The organism is Flavobacterium lacisediminis, assembly GCF_025909975.1.
GTDB lineage: Bacteria > Bacteroidota > Bacteroidia > Flavobacteriales > Flavobacteriaceae > Flavobacterium > Flavobacterium lacisediminis.
In genome coordinates, this window is sequence record NZ_JAPCIO010000001.1 from 306,910 (window position 1) to 325,171 (window position 18,262).

Annotated in this window: 18 protein-coding genes; all 18 read right to left on the bottom strand. The window is 28.3% G+C overall.

Going from position 1 to position 18,262, the window contains the following annotated elements; all coding sequences use genetic code 11:
* Positions 1-31 precede the first annotated feature (31 nt).
* Positions 32-835 carry a glycosyltransferase family 2 protein gene (locus OJ995_RS01525; protein WP_264367822.1) on the bottom strand — a complete coding sequence of 268 codons (804 nt, stop codon included), beginning with the start codon at positions 833-835 and terminating at the stop codon, positions 32-34.
* Position 836: 1 nt separating this feature from the next.
* Complete coding sequence (locus tag OJ995_RS01530; protein ID WP_264367823.1) at positions 837-2,111, bottom strand: flippase; 1,275 nt, start codon at positions 2,109-2,111, stop codon at positions 837-839.
* A 28-nt stretch (positions 2,112-2,139) separates the two neighbouring features.
* Entirely contained in the window at positions 2,140-2,799 is a 660-nt protein-coding gene (locus tag OJ995_RS01535; protein ID WP_264367824.1) for a class I SAM-dependent methyltransferase, read from the bottom strand.
* A gap of 77 nt (positions 2,800-2,876) precedes the next feature.
* Positions 2,877-3,434: a hypothetical protein gene (locus OJ995_RS01540; RefSeq protein ID WP_264367825.1), complete on the bottom strand. Its 558-nt coding sequence runs from the start codon at positions 3,432-3,434 to the stop codon at positions 2,877-2,879.
* 42 nt (positions 3,435-3,476) lie between these two features.
* The gene (locus OJ995_RS01545) at positions 3,477-5,318 is read right to left on the bottom strand and encodes a glycosyltransferase family 39 protein (RefSeq protein ID WP_264367826.1); all 1,842 of its coding nucleotides are present in this window, start codon (positions 5,316-5,318) and stop codon (positions 3,477-3,479) included.
* Positions 5,315-6,442, bottom strand: coding sequence for a dTDP-4-amino-4,6-dideoxygalactose transaminase (rffA, locus tag OJ995_RS01550; RefSeq protein ID WP_264367827.1), 1,128 nt, complete (start codon positions 6,440-6,442; stop codon positions 5,315-5,317). Before rffA ends, OJ995_RS01545 begins: the two co-directional genes overlap by 4 nt.
* Entirely contained in the window at positions 6,429-7,115 is a 687-nt protein-coding gene (locus OJ995_RS01555) for a formyltransferase family protein (RefSeq protein ID WP_264367828.1), read from the bottom strand. Before OJ995_RS01555 ends, rffA begins: the two co-directional genes overlap by 14 nt.
* The gene (locus OJ995_RS01560) at positions 7,108-8,034 is read right to left on the bottom strand and encodes a glycosyltransferase family 2 protein (RefSeq protein WP_264367829.1); all 927 of its coding nucleotides are present in this window, start codon (positions 8,032-8,034) and stop codon (positions 7,108-7,110) included. The genes OJ995_RS01555 and OJ995_RS01560 overlap by 8 nt, the downstream gene beginning before the upstream one ends.
* A complete protein-coding gene (locus OJ995_RS01565) occupies positions 8,031-9,143 on the bottom strand; it encodes an ATP-grasp domain-containing protein (RefSeq protein ID WP_264367830.1) in 1,113 nt (370 codons plus the stop codon). The genes OJ995_RS01560 and OJ995_RS01565 overlap by 4 nt, the downstream gene beginning before the upstream one ends.
* 261 nt (positions 9,144-9,404) lie before the next feature.
* Positions 9,405-10,376: a glycosyltransferase gene (locus tag OJ995_RS01570; RefSeq protein WP_264367831.1), complete on the bottom strand. Its 972-nt coding sequence runs from the start codon at positions 10,374-10,376 to the stop codon at positions 9,405-9,407.
* Between the two features lie 2 nt (positions 10,377-10,378).
* Positions 10,379-11,149, bottom strand: coding sequence for a DUF2807 domain-containing protein (locus OJ995_RS01575; protein ID WP_264367832.1), 771 nt, complete (start codon positions 11,147-11,149; stop codon positions 10,379-10,381).
* A gap of 1 nt (position 11,150) precedes the next feature.
* Positions 11,151-12,248 carry an acyloxyacyl hydrolase gene (locus OJ995_RS01580; RefSeq protein WP_264367833.1) on the bottom strand — a complete coding sequence of 366 codons (1,098 nt, stop codon included), beginning with the start codon at positions 12,246-12,248 and terminating at the stop codon, positions 11,151-11,153.
* A complete protein-coding gene (rfbD, locus tag OJ995_RS01585) occupies positions 12,248-13,108 on the bottom strand; it encodes a dTDP-4-dehydrorhamnose reductase (protein WP_264367834.1) in 861 nt (286 codons plus the stop codon). Before rfbD ends, OJ995_RS01580 begins: the two co-directional genes overlap by 1 nt.
* Positions 13,102-13,653 (bottom strand): dTDP-4-dehydrorhamnose 3,5-epimerase, encoded by a 552-nt coding sequence (gene rfbC, locus OJ995_RS01590; protein ID WP_264367835.1) that lies wholly within the window; start codon positions 13,651-13,653, stop codon positions 13,102-13,104. The genes rfbD and rfbC overlap by 7 nt, the downstream gene beginning before the upstream one ends.
* A gap of 43 nt (positions 13,654-13,696) precedes the next feature.
* On the bottom strand, positions 13,697-14,554 hold the full coding sequence (gene rfbA, locus OJ995_RS01595; RefSeq protein WP_264367836.1) for a glucose-1-phosphate thymidylyltransferase RfbA: 858 nt from the start codon (positions 14,552-14,554) through the stop codon (positions 13,697-13,699).
* On the bottom strand, positions 14,554-15,567 hold the full coding sequence (rfbB, locus tag OJ995_RS01600; RefSeq protein ID WP_264367837.1) for a dTDP-glucose 4,6-dehydratase: 1,014 nt from the start codon (positions 15,565-15,567) through the stop codon (positions 14,554-14,556). Before rfbB ends, rfbA begins: the two co-directional genes overlap by 1 nt.
* On the bottom strand, positions 15,567-16,562 hold the full coding sequence (locus OJ995_RS01605; protein ID WP_264367838.1) for a hypothetical protein: 996 nt from the start codon (positions 16,560-16,562) through the stop codon (positions 15,567-15,569). The genes rfbB and OJ995_RS01605 overlap by 1 nt, the downstream gene beginning before the upstream one ends.
* Positions 16,563-16,568: 6 nt before the next feature.
* Entirely contained in the window at positions 16,569-18,260 is a 1,692-nt protein-coding gene (locus OJ995_RS01610) for a DUF6909 family protein (protein WP_264367839.1), read from the bottom strand.
* Positions 18,261-18,262 lie beyond the last annotated feature (2 nt).

The window sequence follows — 18,262 nt, forward strand, 5'->3', positions numbered from 1 at the left end:
TGTTAAAGACCAAAAATACAGAATAAATTATTTAAAATCTAGATTTTAAAAATTTTACAAAAGAATTAATAGTTAAAGCTAAAGAAATGAAGAATACTGAAATACCTTTAAAATGTTTTTTTAAATAAATTTTATACCCTTTTACTAGTAATGGATTTTTCTTTTTATTAAATCCTACATAATGGATATAACTTAGATTAGGTAGAAAAATGCGTTTTAATCCTACGTCTGCAATTTTTTTACATAAATCTACATCTTCAACGTACATAAAATAATCTTCATCAAATCCTTTAATTAATAAATATGTTTCTTTAGTTAACATCAAAAAAGAACCCACTAACCAATCGACTTCATAATATTTTTTTGTAAACTTACCTTTTTTAAACTCAATTCCTAAATCTAATAGTTTTTGAAACTGAAACATATTTTTGAAGTTCGGGAAATTTCCTGCTGCTTGCAAATACTCTTTTTTCCCGTTAAGCATATTAATTCCTATAACACCAATTTTACTGTCATTTTCAAGAAATTCAAGTGCTGGTAAAAGATTATCTAATAAAATAGTGTCGTTATTAAAAAGAAGTAGATATTTTCCTTTCGCATGCTTGACAGCTTCATTATTCCCTTTACCAAAACCATGATTAATTTTTGACTCAACTAACTTAACTGTTGGAAAATTTTCTTTTATATAGACACAACTATTGTCTGTTGAATTATTATCTAGTATAATTATTTCAAAAGAAATATTAGTTAATTTTAGATATAATGAATCTAAGCAATCTTTTAGATACTTAACTCCATTATAATTGACAATTATGACTGATAATTCAATATTCATTTTAAAATAAAGTATAAAAACCCAATTTCTTTTTTATGTAATACAAACACAATACATTAATTAAAATATTGGTTATTAAGCTAGCTATTGCAGCACCTTCAATATTATACAAAGGAATCAAAAGATAGCTTAGAAATAAGTTAACGAAAAAACTAAAAACAGTTATATTTCTTAAAATATTTTGGTTCTCAGTCATGTTTAAAATCTGATCTACATTACCCGCAACAGCACTAAAAAATACCCCAATTGAAACTATAATTAATGTGTTTCCTCCAGCGATGGCTTCTGTTCCCCAAAAAGACAAAATATAGTCACTTAAAAAAATTAACACTAACACTATTGGCAATGACAAAAAAGCAATCAGTCGGGTTGAATTGTGTGTAAGTTTTTTCAATTGATCGAGATTTCCCTTACCAAAAAGTTCAGCCATTTTAGGTGTTATAATTGTACTTACCGATACTATTACTAAAAAACCAACGCTTCCAATTTTATAGGCAATATTATAAATACCCACTTGTTTGTCGTTTGACATTATTCCCAACATAATAATGTTCGTATAATTTAATAAATATATGAATAAACTGCTAAAAAGTAATGGAGACGCAGTTTTAATAAGTTTTAAAGTACTGATAGATATAGTTGCTTCCTGTTGTTTTAACTCAAAAATAGTTAAGGCTTCCAACAAAACGGTAATAAAAATAGATAAAGAAAAAGCGATAAATGTGAAGTAATTATTTTTATCCAAAGTAAAAAATAAAAATAAAAACAATATCAATAATATGTTTGGAATAACAAACATGAATAAATTATATTTTTTGAAGTTTTTTGTTGCTATCAAAAAATAAAGAAAAATTTCATGAACTATAAATAATGGAATAGAAATTGAAACAATTAAAAAATAATTTACTAATTGTTTATTATGAAAAACACTTTCGGATAGAAAATCTGAACCAAAATAAAAAAATAGTACGGGTATTATTGAGAAAATTAAAGCACCCTTTAAACCTTTAATCAAAAGTTTCTTCGCTTGTAAAAATGTAAAATTATTGTTTCCAATAACTTTTATTAAAGTATTAGGAATTCCTAAAGTAAACAAAAGAGCTATTATTTGTGATAAAGCAAATACTAATGAATAGTCACCAAAAGTTCCTACGCCAAAAAAACGAGTAATTAAAACCGTTGTTAGAAAAGAAGTTCCTAATCCAAAGATTCTAAAAATAAAATTTACACCTGATGATGAAATTAACTTTTTAAAACTACTGTTTAATTGAATCATTTTATGATATTGACTTAAAGTAATTCATTTATTTTTTAATTACAAAAAAATATTGGTAACTAAAAAATTCTTCAAATATCCCAAAAGTAATCAAATTTATAAGCTTGGCTGCTGATTTTCCTTTATAATTTTTTATAGAACTTTCTTGTGTTATTATTTTATAACCCGAAATTTCAAGTAGCTCCTGTATATTCTTTCTACAATAAAAACGCATGTGAGTATAATCAAATATTCCACTTTCTTCATACCTGAAATCACCTTTAATAAAAATTTTAATTAAAGCAGAATAATGACGAATATTAGGCATACTGACAATTATTTTTCCATCTTCCTTTAAGTATTCTTTTATTTTATTTAAAACAGGTGTTGGTTCTAACAAATGTTCTAAAACATCGGGCAATAAAATTAAATCAAAATAACCATAATATTCCTTTAGATCGATTTGTTCAATGTTGCCAAAAATAAATCTATCTATGTTTTTATAATTTTGTTTATTGTTAACATCTTCAAACAAATCAACACCTACACATTCTGAAGCAATACCTTTTTCCTTAAGATAAAATAACGTTTCTCCATAAGCAGCTCCAATTTCCAAAATTTTTAAATCTTTTGAATTGGGTTTTATGAAGTTTATAAGGTCTTTTCTAATATTAGAAAAATAATCGGGGGCTTTTTCTTCGTAATTCATTTTAGTATTTTATGAATTCATAAAAATAAAAAAGTTACCTCTATTAAGGGTAACTTTTTTAAAATATTTGAATAAAATTATTTTACAATTTTACTTAATTCATCCGAAAGTGGTTGGTGAGGATACAAAATAACACCTGTTTCTTGATCTTTGCTAACTTTTTTTAACATAGTAGATTTTGGTGTAATAATATTGATGTCTTTATTTGGATAAAAATAATTAAACACATCATTTCCTTGAGCAGAAAATTCTTTATCAAGATAAGTAACTTTGAAACCTTTTATATCATAATACAACTGTTCTGGATTTTTCCCTCTTCCTAAATCAATTCTTATGTGTGTTGGCAATACTTCTTTTGGTAAATTAAAAACAACCTCTTGAGCCTGAGTTGATCCTTTAATATCTGCCCATACAGTTTTCTTATCATCAAAATTTATTGTACCGTCTTCAGTATAAAACAAGCAAGCTTTGTCATCTTTCTCTGCAACAATGTTAAATGCTACTCTAACTAATGTTTTGTCAACGGATTCAACAGGTGTGTTTTCGGTAGTCGAAATAGTACTTTTGCTTTCTTCAGTTTCATTTTTACACGAAAACATTGAAATACATAGTAATAATACAAATATTTTTTTCATTTTATCGTTTTTTTATTTGCGCAAATGTAAAAGTTTTTTTTGTTATTTAATAATTTTATCAGAAACAAACAATCCTTTTTTTGCTAATTTTTTGTTTTCCAGATAAATTCCTACTTTATATTCTTCATTATTTAAATTACTAATTTCAAAATCTGCTTTAAAACCAGAGTTGTCAGCGTTAAAATCGCATTTGAAATAACTTGTAACATCAGGCCTGTTTATAGATTGAATTGGAATTAGTTTTACTCTATCAATTTGGGTATTGTTGTTTATTAGTACTAAATATAACTTTGTTTCTTCAGATGAAATATTGTTAAAATATGCCCATCCAGAAACCGAAAGTAAATTGTCTTTAATATCAAAAATTTCAATGTTATTCATAAATGAATCTCCACTGTAAGTAGATTTTATATCTAATCCACTAAGATTTATAAATTGAGGAGTTTCTTTAGTTAGTACAAAATGCTTCGCCCACCCTTGAAATCCATCAAAAGATTCATCAATTACAAAGTTTTTGTTTATAAATTCTAAAGATTTATCGCTTGGTTGATAAACTTTTCCAAATGCATCTAAATACCAAAAAGATTGAATCTTTGATGAATCGTTAATCATTTCGTTTATTAACGTTTCAAATTCTTTTTCAACTACCGGATTTTGTTCTGACTTATTAAAATAATAATCAAACCAATACTTTTGACTAGTATATACTTCGTGTTTTCTAGAGTTGTTTTCAATAACTGTATTTGAAGCTTCTCTAAATTGTGCTTTATTTGGTGAATCATAATATTTTTTTTCTAATACCAAATTAATTAGTGAAAAAATAATAATTAAAACTATTGCGAGATGTTTCAGGAATTTATTTTTTATTTCATTTATACCCCATGCAATAAATATATAAATTACTGGAATAACACTTGTAAAGTATCTAGTTAGTATTAGTGAAACTTCCCCGTATGATTTAACAAGTAAAAATAGCACAAAAACAACTCCCCAAAATAGTAAAAATGTGAATGCTAATAGTTTATTATTATTTGAAACATTTCCTTTTAGTTTAAATAAATTAAACAATAGGAATTGAAATACTACCAAATACAAAAACAATAAAAATTCTGAGTTTCCGAAAACTTCTTTAATCATTATTGTAAAAGAATCTTGTGTTGGTTTTGGTACCCAAAATTCTCCTTTTCCAAAAAGTAATATAAATTTTTGAATGTTTGGCAAAAATATTAGAATTGTAATTATCCCAATTATAAAAAACTGTTTTAATATATCTTTTGAGATTTTTTGTTTTGTTTGATAAAAATAAAAAAGGATAAAAATAAACTGACTAAAAAGATTTATAAATCCAAAAAAATTAATGTTTAATAATAAACCTGCCGATAATCCGTAAAAAACTGCATTTTTTAAACTTTTGTCATTTAAAAAACACCATAGCCTATAATAAACAAAAATAGTTACTGCTAAATATAAAGAATATGGTCTAGCTTCTTGAGAAATATATATGTGATAATGACTTAAGCAAAACAATAAAGAGACTATTAATGCGGTATTTTTATTAATAATTTTTTTTGTTAATATATAAATTAAATATATTGAAATAATACCTCCAAAAACCGAAAAAAGTCTTGCAATAATAGAATTAAACCCAAATAAAGCATGAAATATTTTTAATAAAATAAAATATAAATAGGGAAAACCATCTCTATTATTTACCTCATCAATTACTGTCGAAAATGAATTTTCTGGATTTGAAATATTCATTGTATAAATTTCATCCATCCATAAACTCTGATAATCAATTTTGTATAATCTTAAAAAAATTGCAACAAATAATATTGATATTATCCATTTGTTGTTTAATAATTGATTAATAATTTTTTTCATTTGATATTTAATAATTGATTAATAACAGTTTGTATATCTAACTCATAAAACAATGGTAATCTTAACAGTGTATTTGTAAAAACATCCGTATTTGGTAGTACTCTATTATCATGTTTATCTAAATAAAAAGGACTTGAATGTAGACTAATATAATGAAAAACAGGGTGAGTGTCTTTTGATTTTAGTTTATTAATTATATGCGTTCTCTGTTCAATACTTTTGCATTTTAAAAAAAACATATGTGCATTATTTGTTGCATAACTTGGAATTTGAGGTAATTCAATTTCATTTTCCTTTGCCCAATCTGCTAATTTTAAATAATACTCTCTCCAAAGCTGATTTCTAACTTTTTGAATGTTTTCTAAATTTTCTAATTGTGCCCATAAAAATGCAGCTACAATTTCTGACGGCAAAAATGAACTTCCAATATCTACCCAACCATATTTATCTACTTCACCTCTGAAAAAAGAAGAACGATTGGTTCCTTTCTCCCAAATAATTTCAGCTCTATTGATAAATTGTTTATCATTAATAACTAACATTCCGCCTTCTCCGGAAATAATATTCTTGGTTTCATGGAATGAAAACGCTGCTAAATGTCCTATAGAACCTAAGGCTTTTTTTGTGCCATCTTTTCCTGTAAAATAACTATCAATAGCTTGAGCTGCGTCTTCAACCACAAATAAATCATACTTTCTTGCTAAATCCATAATCACATCCATATCACAAGCTACTCCGGCATAATGAACGGGAACAATTGCTTTTGTTTTGGATGTAATTAAAGCCTCTATTTTAGTCGCATCCATATTTGGATGATTCATCATGCTATCGGCAAATACGATTTTGGCTCCTCTAAGTACAAATGCATTTGCGGTAGATACAAAAGTGTAAGATGGCATGATTACCTCATCTCCTTCTTTTATATTAATCAAAATCGCAGCCATTTCTAACGCATCGGTACATGAAGTGGTTAACAAAGCTTTTTTGAAGCCATAATTAGACTCGAAAAACTGTTGACATTTTTGTGTAAAAATTCCGTTACCAGAAATCTTGCCCGATTTTACAGCTTCTTCTATATATTGTGTTTCTTTGCCCGTTAAATAAGGTTTGTTAAATGGTATCATGTTCTTTTTTTAATTTAACCCAAAAATTTTCTTCAAAATCTAAATTAGAAACTGGAAGTCTCGGAGAAAATATTATCTCTTTATCATTAATAATTACTCTTTCTGTACCTTCTTTTTTTATTTCTATTTTAGTACAGATTCCACCTAAAATTGCTAAACAAGATGTTTTAAAAACAGTATCTATAATTTCTTTGTCGTTATTCCAATCCACTGCAAAACAACCTTGATGAATGATTTTACCTGCATCTACAATTTCGTTTACTTCATGACAGGTGCCGCCAATAAAACCAACATTTTGTTCTTTCGCTTTTTCAACTGTTTCCATTCCTATAAAACCTGCAAAACTTGGTAATAACGAATAATGCAAATTAATGAATTTTGAAGGAAACATATTAAGTGTATCACTATCAATTATTTTATGGATGTTTGTAATGATAACATCTGGTTTTAATTGATTCAATTCGTTTTGTAGTTCTTTGGGTTCTGATCTTTTATATGCAACTTGATTATAATAAATATTATTTTTATTAGCGAATTTTTCGAGATTTGTTACTCTGTCAGCAATAATCCCTACAATTTGAATTGGAAGTTGTAGCTTTTCAATCGCGAAAAAAATAAATTTTAAGGTTCCACCTCCGCCTGATACCAAAAAAACTATTTTCTTTTTATTCATATATTTTTTTTATTATAGCATTTGGTCTGCCCTGTACTTGTTTAAAAATTTTAAAAATATAAATACCTATTAATCCTAAAAAGGTAGAGATAATTCCTAAAATTAAAACATTAATAGCTACAATTGATGTCCAACCCAATTGTACTTCATCTTGATAAATTAATTTTTGAAAAGCTAAATATATTAAAAATAGGAAGCTAAAGAAAGAAATTGAAATACCAATATAAAATAACCATTCTAGTGGTTTTCCAGAAAAAGAAGTAATAGCTTGTAACATTAATTCGGCTCTTCTTTTTAAGGTGTAAGTGCTAGCGCCCTGTCTTAAACCTTTTTTTACTGCAATTCCTTTTTGATTAAAACCTACCCAATAAAACATACCACCAATAAATAAATTAGCGTCTTGTAAACGTAATAACTCGTTTACATATTGCCTTGTCATTAATCTTTCGGTAAGAATATTGTGTGGAATTTTTGTGTCTGATAATTTATTAATTAAAATCCAAAAAATACTTCCTGCTTTTTTTTCAATAAAACTCCCTTTTCTTGTTTCTTGATAACCATAGACAACATCTAAAGTATTGTCGTTTATTATTTCATTATAATATTCAACTAAAACGCTTGGTGGTGTTTCTAAATCATTGTCAATTAAAAAAATATATTGCCCTGAAGCATAATTTAATCCCGCTTGTATTGCATAGTGATGTCCAAAATTTCTAGATAAATCTAAAATTTTTATTTGAGGAATATCACTTTTTCTTTCTAACAAATATTCTACAGAATCATCTGGTGAGCCATCATTAACAAAAACTAATTCAAAATCCGTGATTTTAATTATTTGTATACTGGCAATAATTTCCTTTAGAAAAGTTTCTAAAAAAGGTTTTGATTTATATAATGTTGTAACTACTGATAAAGTCATAATAATTCAATTCTTTTGTTGTCTTGATAAATTAAATACCCCGACCTATCGTTACTATTTGTAATGTTTTTTAATTCTAAATTTTGAATGTCTTTTTGAAAATCAAAATCATTTTTTTGGTTAAAAAAAGGCAATAATTTTTCTGTTTCTTTGCATAAAAAATAAACCCCTGCACATTTACTTTTTGTACAAACAGGTTGTTGAAATTGATTTAAGGCAACATCAATAACTCCTTTCAAAAAATCATATCCCGTAGTTAATTCGACTAAATGAGAGCCTATAAAATCTCCACCCATTCTAGCGCCAACCTCAATAACAAAAACTTCGCCTTTAGGTGTAATTTTAAATTCGGAATGACTTGCCCCATATTTTATTTCTAATGCATTTAAACATTTTATGGTTTCCTTTTTTATTTTTTCTTGAATTTCAAGTGATAATTGAGTGGGTTGATGATGAGCAAGTTCTACAAAATGAGGTACTTCTGTTGTTATTTTATCAGTTATAGTTAAAATCGTATGTTCGCCTTCCCAGGATATAGTTTCTACACTAACCTCTACTCCTTCAATATACTCCTCAATAATTACTTTTTTTGAAAAAGACTCTTTAATAGCCTCTAGAGTTGCATTTTCGAGCTCTTTAAAGTTATTTACTTTTGAAACACCTCTACTCCCCGAACGATCAACAGGCTTAACTATTAAAGGAAAGTCAAATTTAGTGTAATCGATTTCTGATGTTGAAGTTTCAATAAAATTAGGTGTATTACAACTATTTCTTTTAAAAGCATTTCTCATTTCAAACTTATTAGTTGAAATAATTGAAGAACTATACGAATTAGAAATCAAATTCAATGATTGCGCAACATAACATACTGTTGGTACTACCATATCTGTAGCAATAGTTGTAATGCCGTTAATTTTTATTTCTTCGCATTTTGCCAAAATTAAATCTTTATCTAAAACAGATATAGGATAAAAAAAATCAGCAAAATCTTTACAAACAGCTCCTTCTAACCAAGAAAAGCAATGTGTTTCCACCCCCATTTGTTTTGCTTTTAAAACAATGGGAAGCTGCAAATAACTCGCTCCTATGATGGCTAATTTCTTTTTCACTAAAACTTAAATCTATTATTTTTTTTCTATAAATATAAAACTAATCCTATTACTTAACTAAAGGTAAATTGATTTCTAAAAAACAATATTACAATTATAAAAACTAATACTTAAGCTAAACTTATGCGATCTCAAATTTACATATCTATATAAAATAATTCTACAAAAAACAGCAATAAATGTAATAAATGGTTGAATAAAAAATGAATCTCCATATTTGAAAATCCTACTTGTAAATTATTTTGCTAATCGTTTAATCTATTAGTCTTTATAAAAATTTACTTTTATTTCATTTTCAATAAAATTTAGATATTGCTTAATATTTGGTCCACTTATATGCTTCCTAGAACTCAATTGTAATAACAGAACAACCAAGGTTACAGAAAACAATTGTAAAATAATGCCCAAAATAATCAATGTCAAACTTGATGCCCAACCAGGAATCGCATTATCGGTAAATAATTTTTGGTATAATATATATAAAACAGAAATAGTACAAATGCCTATTCCATACAATGAATATCTAAGAATACGAATAGATAAAAAATCAAAATAAACCGAAATTGAACTTAATCCGTAAACTATTAAACTATTAAAATTCATTTTAGAAACGCCCATATAACGTTTTCCTCTATCAAGTAATACTTTTTCAAATGGTATTTTAGATTGAATGATACCGCCCGAATAATGGTTCCAAATGTTATTTTGATGTACTACTTTTGAAAGTAATCTTTTTGGAATAACACTAAAATTTCCAAAACTTATCTTTTGTCCTGTTAAGAAGTAAAACAAATATTTATAAAAGAAATAACCAATCTTAAAATAAGTAGATTCTTGACGTTTTTTACGTTGAGCAAAAATGATTTTCTTTTCTTTTTCTAGCTCTGCTTTGTTGATTAATTCCTTAATGTCTTTTGGTTTATCTTCTCCATCACTATCCATTACCACAACAAAATCATAATCAGAAATTTCATTGTAAATATATTGTAAACCAACAGCAATAGCTCTTTGGTGACCAATGTTAATTTTTAAATTTAAAACGGTAGTAGGTATATTCTTGAAATCAAAATCTTCTGGAATTTCTTCAGTAGAACCATCATTTACTGCTACTACAAAAAAATTATAATCATTTAAGTTGTCTCTTAAATGACTAATTTCTTGAATCAAAACAACAAAGCTTTCCCAGTCGTTATAAACGGGAGTTAAGCAATAGATGTTTTTCTTTTGATTCATGTTTAAAAAATTACTCTTCCTCTGTAAACCTCTTCTACATCAACAATCGGTGGTACGTTTTTTAAAATAACATTTCCTGTTGCAAAAATAGTTCCTTCTATTTTTTGAACAGGGTAGACAAACATGTCGTTTGAACCTCTATGATATAATTTTATATTTTCAACTTGTAAGTTTTCTCCATAAAACCGTCCATCTCCGAAATAAAAATTTAATAACATTTCTGTACAATTTCCATTAATATAAAAATTGGAAACATTATTGCTTTCAATAACTAACTGCCCGTTATCTACAGCTATTTGAAAATCAGCTGTTCCTGCCCCATCACCATCATCTCCAATTGAGAACAAACGAATAATTGGTGAGTGCAATATCCCATCGGATTTAATTTTTTGTTCGGTTTTACAATGCAATTCTAGTTCTTGAATTAAAGGCAGGTTAGTTCCATCTGGAATAGTAACATAAACCGTTGTTTGTCCGTAATCTCTAGCAATATTACAAGAAGAATTATCTTTAATTACCAGCATATTTCCTTCTAGCTTAACATCTAAGTTGTCAATGATATTTTCCGATGTTTTAATTTTAACCTCGTAATTTGATCCTTCTTTAACAACTAAGCCTACACCATCATAAACTTTTATTTTGGAGAAATTCTCTAAAGGAAATGTTTGGGTTACTTGATTTCCATTTCCTTTAAAACAATCTTCGGAAATACCACAACTCATTACCAAAATTAGGCAACACAAAGTAACTATATGTAAAATAATTTTTCTCATCTTATAATCGTACTCCTATTGTAGCTTCTATAGCTTCAGCTCTTCCGCCATGGGTTTTTAATCCAACACCGGTAAATAAATTTTTATAAAGATAATATTTTATCCCAACTCTTTGATAGATATCAATTTCATAATCAAATGGCTTATAAACATAATAACCAAGTTGTGTTTCAATAGAAAGTTTATTTATGAATAATTCATGCCCAACAAACAATCCAACTCTTTTGTAATCAGTATCAGGGTCTGTATAAGATTCATGTCCGGGAGGAAAAGCCACCGAAACAAACTCTATATAATCTTTTAAATATCGGGAAAAGAAAACATCAGTTCCTAATTGTAAAGCACTCTTTCGTCCAATTCTTTTATCGGCATATAAACCAATATGATAAAATTGACGTTGTCCTAAATTTGGAACTGGACCTTCAGAAATACCTGTTCTAAATGCAATGTTATATTTAATTCGTTCTTTATAAGTTGTAGATGCTGGTAAAGAATCCTTAATATATTCTTGCTTTTCACCTAAATTATAGTTCAACCCAACGTTTAAGGCAAAAGTATTAATTCCGCTATTTGGTGCTTTAAATCTTCCGTTTGAAAAATGCGTTAGCATAAATCCTGCTTGAAAACCAATTCGATTAATAAGATTTTCTTTTTTATACTGTAACATAAAGTAGTTGTTATCCATTACTTTAGTTCCAAAAGCATTGTTTTTATTATTGGTTTCTTTATCATAAGGACTTGATGTCATACCAATACCTTGTGAAATTCGAAACATTAAATTTCGATTGAAAAAGTAAAAATTATAGTGTAATCCTAGGGCAACATTATACCCTAGATATTGATTATTAAAATCTAAATAATGAAATGAAATACCATAATCGGGATAATTATAAACTTGTTCCCATTCTTTTTTTCCAAAAGTTTTCCAGTTGTAACTTAGTAAAAATCCGTCTGGATGATCTGAAATCAAATGCCCAACATCTTCGGTATGTTTTATAATATTTCCTCTAAAAAGTTGAACATCAAAATATCCAGATGATTTCTCCTGAGAAAAAGATAATGAGATTGAAAAACAGATAAAAAGTAGGGCTCTTTTCATTAGTTTAATTGGTTTAAACTTTCTTTTAAACTTTCTTTCCAATCCTTAATTAAAACACCAAAAACCTTTTTAATCTTCGTTTTGTCTAAAACACTATATGCCGGTCTTTTAGCAGGCGTTGGATAGGCTTCTGTTGGAATTGGATTTAAATGTATGGAAATTTTACTCTGATGGAATATTTCATTAGCAAAATCGTACCAAGAGCAAACACCTTCATTTGAAAAGTTGTAGGTTCCAAAATGTGATATTTGGATCTCATCTTTAGTTATAATATTTAGCAAAACATCTGCTAAATCAACAGCGTTTGTAGGTGTTCCTATTTGGTCGTTTACAACAGATAAGTTATCTCGTTCCGAAGCCAAACGTAACATCGTTTTCATGAAATTATTTGCAAATTGGGAATACACCCAAGAAGTTCTTACAATGAAATGTTTTTCCCAATTCTTTTGAATAGCAATTTCTCCATCTAATTTGGTTTGTCCATAAACACTTTGTGGATTTGGAATATCTGACTCTAAATAAGGTGTTTTTGAAGTTCCATCAAAAATAAAATCTGTAGAAATATGAACTAAAATAGTATCAAATTCTTTACAAATCTTAGCTAAATTTTCTGGCCCAATAGCATTAATTAATTGCGCTTTTTCTGCTTCGCTTTCTGCTTTATCAACTGCGGTATAAGCTGCGGTATTGATACAAAATTGAGGTTTATATTTTGAAAAAACGGTTTGACAACTTTCAAGATTCGTAATATCCATTTCTTGAAAATCGGTATACACAAACTGAATATTTGGATGTTTATCCGCAATAAATTGAATGGATTGTCCTAACTGACCATTGGCGCCTGTAACTAATACTACCATACTTTCTTAGCGTTTTGAAGATAAGGTAATATTTGATCTTTTTCAGAAATTATCAATTCATCCAAAGGAAAATTCCAGTCAATGTTAAGAGTTGAGTCGTTATAAATTAATCCGCCTTCGCTTTCCTTATTGTAAAAATTATCACATTTGTAAAAGAATGTTGCCGTTTCTGAAAGTACTAAAAATCCGTGTGCGAAACCTCTTGGTACAAAAAATTGGGTTTGATTTTCACCTGAAAGTAAAACCGCTTCATATTGACCATATGTTTCTGATTCGGGACGTAAATCAACCGCCACATCTAAAACTTCACCTTGTAAAACACGAACCAATTTGGCTTGAGCATGTTCGCCACATTGATAATGCAATCCTCTTAAAACTCCTTTAGTGGAAAACGATTGGTTATCCTGAACAAAAGTCACTTTTTGACCCACGCCTTCTTGAAAAGTTTTTTCATTGAAACTTTCCATGAAGTAACCGCGTTCGTCTTTGAATATTTTTGGTTCAAGGATAAAACATCCTTTAAGTTTGGTTTCTATGAAATTCATTATGTATAAAAAATTGCTCAGACAAGCTCAGCATAACAATTAGTTAAATTAAACTCATCAAGTGCTTTCCGTAACCACTTTTGAGTAATGGTTCTGCTAATGCTTTTAATTGATTTGCATCAATAAATCCCATTCGGTAAGCTGCTTCTTCAATAGCACCAATTTTTAAACCTTGGCGTTCTTCAATTACCTCAACGAATTGACCTGCTTGCATTAACGATTGGAAAGTTCCTGTATCTAACCAAGCAGTTCCCCTATCTAAAATACTTACTTGAAGTTTACCTCTATTTAAATATTCTTTGTTCACATCGGTGATTTCTAATTCACCACGGTGACTTGGTTTTATATTAGCGGCAATATCTAAAACATCGTTATCGTAGAAATAAATTCCTGGTACTGCGTAATTAGATTTTGGTTGTTCTGGTTTTTCTTCTATAGATAATACTTTTCCAGCGGCATCAAAATCAACTACACCGTATCTTTCTGGATCATGAACGTGATAGGCATAAATAATTCCACCTTCTGGGTTATTATTCGCTTGAAGTAATTCAGCTAAACCCGTTCCGTAGAAAATATTATCACCTAAAATCAAAGCTACTTTATCGTTTCCTACAAATTCTCTTCCAATAATAAAAGCTTCCGCTAATCCGTTTGGATGTTCTTGAACTGCATATTCAAATCGACAGCCTAATTTACTTCCATCGCCTAATAATTGACGAAATAAAGGTAAATCATGAGGTGTTGAAATGATTAATATTTCACTGATTCCTGCCCACATCAAAGTTGATAATGGATAGTAAATCATTGGTTTGTCATAAATAGGCATTAATTGTTTGCTGACCGCTAATGTTAACGGATGCAAACGTGTACCTGAACCTCCAGCTAATATAATTCCTTTCATTAGTTGTTATATTTTTGTAAATACCATTCGATGGTTTTCTTAATTCCTGATTCAAAATTCTCATCAGCTTTCCAACCTAATTCATTTTCGATTTTTGAAGCATCAATAGCATAGCGTAAATCGTGACCCGGTCTATCTTTTACAAACGTAATTTGATCTTGATATTTTCCTTCAGATTTTGGTTGTAATTCATTCAAAATCGAACAAACGGTATCTACAATATATAAATTATTACGCTCATTTCTTCCGCCAATATTATAGGTTTCACCAGCTTTTCCAGTTTTGAAGGCTAATTCAATTCCTTTACAATGATCTAAAACATACAACCAATCACGCACGTTTTTACCATCTCCATAAATAGGAATGTTTTCTCCTGAAATTGCCTTACGAATGATAGTTGGAATCAACTTTTCATCATGCTGTTTTGGTCCGTAATTATTCGAACAATTAGTGGTAACCACATTCATTCCGTACGTATGAAAATAACTTCTTACAATCATATCGGAACCTGCTTTTGAAGCTGAATATGGACTATTTGGTGCATAAGGTGTGGTTTCTTCAAACAAACCCGATTCGCCCAATGTTCCATAAACTTCATCAGTAGAAACATGGTGAAAACGCGAATTTTCAAATCCTGCATTATATTGATTAGGTGCTAACATCCAAAGTTTTCTTGCGGTATCTAATAAATTAAATGTTCCTAAAACATTGGTTTTAATAAAGGCTTCTGGACCAGAAATTGAATTATCTACATGACTTTCGGCAGCAAAATGAATAACATCGTGAAACTGAAATTTTTGAAATAGTGCTTCTATAAAGCTTCTATCACAAATATCGCCTTGAACAAACGTATATCTTGGGTGGTTTTCCACTTCTTTTACATTATCAAGATTACCTGCATAGGTAAGTAAATCTAAATTTACTAAATGGTATTCTGAATTATTTTCAATAAAATAGGGAACAAAATTAGCTCCTATAAATCCGGCACCGCCAGTTATTAATATGTTTTTCATTATGACTTTATTCTTGATAATTGTTTTTTATAAAGCGAAATAAAACTAAAAAATCCTAAGTAAATAAATACAAAAAGAAAGGGTAAAATTAACTTCATTTTATTATTAAACCCCTTATTGTTTACAAAATTAGAAGTTACACTAATATCTTTAATAAAAATTTTAATGTTTTCAAGTGTTATTTTTTGATCCGATATTTCATTAATCAAATTATTTTTTAATGAAAAAAGAGCGTTTAATTCATTATTTTCATTATTGTAAATTAAATTTGAATCTGATTTTTCTTTAGCAATATTTTTAGAAATTTGAGAAATTAAATTATCCACTTGAAGAATTTGTTCTTCATTTTTCTTCATTTTAATGATAATATTTTCTTTTGTTATTGATAATAATTTATTCAAATATTGATCAGAATTCAAATAATTTAATATTGGTTTAATTATTACATTTTCTTTAACCTTATTTAAAGTTACAATAGTAATTTTATGATGAGGATAATTTTTACTAGTAATTTCATTTTTTATAACATCATTAATATCATCATTTTCGGCTAATAATTTCATAAGCTCAAAATTTTGAGTGTTTTGAGCATTCTCTGCAATTGCAGTATTTGTATTAACAAAGGTGTAAATATCAATTATAGGATTAATTGAAATATCAATTATATTGTCCTTATTTGAAATCCCTATCGAATTAAAGAAGTCTTTATCGTTTTCTTTTAATTTTGATTTTATTAAATCGACTTTTGCATACAAATAATCCACACCTCCTAAGTTTGGAGAAACTATTATTTCTGATGTATATTTTTTTGAGTTTTTATCTATTAAAAAACCTAAAATGATTCCCAAAACAAATAAACAACTAATAATTACTATTTTCTTCCTAACAAAAAATATAAAATCAAAAATAGAATTTATAATTCCATTAAAAAAGTTTTTAATTCCAGTTCCGATTTGTCCTAAATCGATTTCTTGATCTTGAGAATTTGTACTCATTTAAACTTATTTTACGTTAAAAATTTGTTCTAATATTTTAATTGTAATTAAATACGTAGGTTTAACCCCAGTGGTTCCTAACCCACCAGAAGCCAATGTACTTCCTGTTTCTAATGGATTATCAGAAGCATAATAAGCGTATCTAACTTTTACATCTGGATTGATACTTTTTCTAATTTTTGAAGCCGATTGAATAGCTTTTTGATAATATGCGCCTTCCATTTCTAAACCTATAGCTTGCCAAGTAGATTCATGGAAGAACTTCAACAAATCTCTATTTTGAAGCGATGTTCCTAAAACCGTAATCATAGGTCCTGCAAAAACTGGAATATCATTTCCTTCAAACATTTCTTGTGTTAATTCATTTTCAAAAGGATAATTATCAGCCGTTCCTTCATTTACGTGTGCATTAGGAATCATTATATCTCCTTTTCCTCCCTCTAAAATTCCAGCCTTACCCATAATCGAAACCGATTCTACATTTAAGAAAATTTTATTTTTCTTTTCTTCTTTAAATGGTTTTAATAGCTCGTCAATTGTTTCAAATGCTTGCTCACCAAAAGCGTAATCCATTACAATGATTACTGGTTTTTCCTTGGTTAATTTAGCTTCAGCAAAAATGGTTTTCTTGAAATCAATTTTAGCGGTATCAAAAATTTGAACGTCGATATTGGTTCCTGATGCATCTGGTAATGAAATCATTCCTTGTTGTAACGCAAATTCTTCTACTTTCTTGCGTAACTCTTTATTTGATGAACTACTTAAATCTTCAAATATCTGAAATTCAGGTGTGTTCTTGTATTTTTTTCCTAAAACTGGTTCTGCAAAAATAGAATTCATTACACTATGCATATTTGCACTAATAATATGAATAGGTCTATCTAATAAATTATTTTGCTGTAAAACTTCTTTTATTGTAGTTGCCCATATATCCCCATAAATATGGTGACCTAATCTTTCTCTTAAAATTGGACTAAACGTAATGGTTCTTTTGTTGTTATCAACAACCTCTTCAATGGCTAATTTTCCTAACCAATACACTACGTGTAAGAATCTATCTGGCGCTTCAGCTGTAGCGAAATCATCATAAATATCTTGTACTTCAGCAAAAGTTCTTCCTAATACGTTAGCAGCATGAGAAATTGCTTTTTCGCGATCTATTAAACTTAATTTTTTAGTTTGTCTTACCGCTAATTCTAATTTTTGCCAATCACGTGAAACCGAACCTTCATCATCAATTAAAACTCTATCTTTAATTTTATGTGATTCGATAAAAATAAAGGTCAAATGCGTTAAAATATCGTAAATATCCGAACGTCCACGTGTGATTTCCACATTCATTTGTTCGTCGTCAATACGGTAACAATTTCTTCTTCTTTTTGGAGGAACAATCGCTTTAAAGTGCGAATTTGAATAGCCTTCATCAGAAGTTAAGTTAATGTAACGGCATTCTTCAATTCCAATTGGTAAACGTTCGATTACATATAAAAGTCCGTTTAATTCTACCTTTTCTTCTGCAATAGTACCGTAAATTTCTGGTCGAAGCGCTAATAAAGCTTCTCTTAAAGTTTCTCCTGAAACACCCATTGGTTTATAGAAACCTCTGTTAAATAAATGTCTCATGGTAATGTACAGTCGCTCAATAGCTGCTGAGGACTCTTGCGCTCTAGAACGCGAAATGTTTTTAATGTCTTTCATTA

Excerpts from the sequence above, each read along its gene's own strand:
- OJ995_RS01525 (WP_264367822.1), bottom strand. The coding sequence starts at position 835 with ATGAATATTGAATTATCAGTCATAATTGTCAATTATAATGGAGTTAAG.
- OJ995_RS01530 (WP_264367823.1), bottom strand. The coding sequence starts at position 2,111 with ATGATTCAATTAAACAGTAGTTTTAAAAAGTTAATTTCATCATCAGGT.
- OJ995_RS01535 (WP_264367824.1), bottom strand. The coding sequence starts at position 2,799 with ATGAATTACGAAGAAAAAGCCCCCGATTATTTTTCTAATATTAGAAAA.
- OJ995_RS01540 (WP_264367825.1), bottom strand. The coding sequence starts at position 3,434 with ATGAAAAAAATATTTGTATTATTACTATGTATTTCAATGTTTTCGTGT.
- OJ995_RS01545 (WP_264367826.1), bottom strand. The coding sequence starts at position 5,318 with ATGAAAAAAATTATTAATCAATTATTAAACAACAAATGGATAATATCA.
- rffA (WP_264367827.1), bottom strand. The coding sequence starts at position 6,442 with ATGATACCATTTAACAAACCTTATTTAACGGGCAAAGAAACACAATAT.
- OJ995_RS01555 (WP_264367828.1), bottom strand. The coding sequence starts at position 7,115 with ATGAATAAAAAGAAAATAGTTTTTTTGGTATCAGGCGGAGGTGGAACC.
- OJ995_RS01560 (WP_264367829.1), bottom strand. The coding sequence starts at position 8,034 with ATGACTTTATCAGTAGTTACAACATTATATAAATCAAAACCTTTTTTA.
- OJ995_RS01570 (WP_264367831.1), bottom strand. The coding sequence starts at position 10,376 with ATGAATCAAAAGAAAAACATCTATTGCTTAACTCCCGTTTATAACGAC.
- OJ995_RS01575 (WP_264367832.1), bottom strand. The coding sequence starts at position 11,149 with ATGAGAAAAATTATTTTACATATAGTTACTTTGTGTTGCCTAATTTTG.
- OJ995_RS01580 (WP_264367833.1), bottom strand. The coding sequence starts at position 12,248 with ATGAAAAGAGCCCTACTTTTTATCTGTTTTTCAATCTCATTATCTTTT.
- rfbD (WP_264367834.1), bottom strand. The coding sequence starts at position 13,108 with ATGGTAGTATTAGTTACAGGCGCCAATGGTCAGTTAGGACAATCCATT.
- rfbC (WP_264367835.1), bottom strand. The coding sequence starts at position 13,653 with ATGAATTTCATAGAAACCAAACTTAAAGGATGTTTTATCCTTGAACCA.
- rfbA (WP_264367836.1), bottom strand. The coding sequence starts at position 14,554 with ATGAAAGGAATTATATTAGCTGGAGGTTCAGGTACACGTTTGCATCCG.
- rfbB (WP_264367837.1), bottom strand. The coding sequence starts at position 15,567 with ATGAAAAACATATTAATAACTGGCGGTGCCGGATTTATAGGAGCTAAT.
- OJ995_RS01605 (WP_264367838.1), bottom strand. The coding sequence starts at position 16,562 with ATGAGTACAAATTCTCAAGATCAAGAAATCGATTTAGGACAAATCGGA.
- OJ995_RS01610 (WP_264367839.1), bottom strand. The coding sequence starts at position 18,260 with ATGAAAGACATTAAAAACATTTCGCGTTCTAGAGCGCAAGAGTCCTCA.